1 pseudogene is annotated in these 339 nt (G+C 63.4%); it reads left to right on the top strand.

Annotated features, from left to right (window positions below):
* Positions 1-339: pseudogene (locus BG61_RS39025) on the top strand (oxalate/formate MFS antiporter); the annotation flags it as partial.

Raw genomic sequence — 339 nt, 5'->3', positions numbered from 1 at the left:
ATGTTCGTGTTCGTCGCGGCGGGCGGCATCATCGCGACCGCGCAGCTCGGCCCGATCGCCAAGGAGTTCGGCTTCGCCAAGATGCCCGTGGCCGTGCTCGGCGTGACCCTGCCGCTGCTCACGATGACGCTCTCCATCGACAACCTCTGCAACGGCTTCACGCGACCGCTGTGCGGCTTTCTCTCCGACAAGTTCGGGCGTGAGAACACGATGTTCGTGATCTTCCTCGGCGAAGGCGCGGCGCTGCTCGGCCTCATGTGGTTCGGCCACAACCCGTACGCGTTCATGTTCTTCGCCGCGATGATCTTCCTGTGCTGGGGCGAGATCTTCTCGATCTTC

The sequence above is a fragment of the Caballeronia glathei genome (genome assembly GCF_000698595.1).
Classification (GTDB): Bacteria; Pseudomonadota; Gammaproteobacteria; order Burkholderiales; family Burkholderiaceae; genus Caballeronia; species Caballeronia glathei.
Note: the sequence above shows the minus strand (reverse complement) of the source record. Positions and strands in the feature narration are given on the sequence as shown.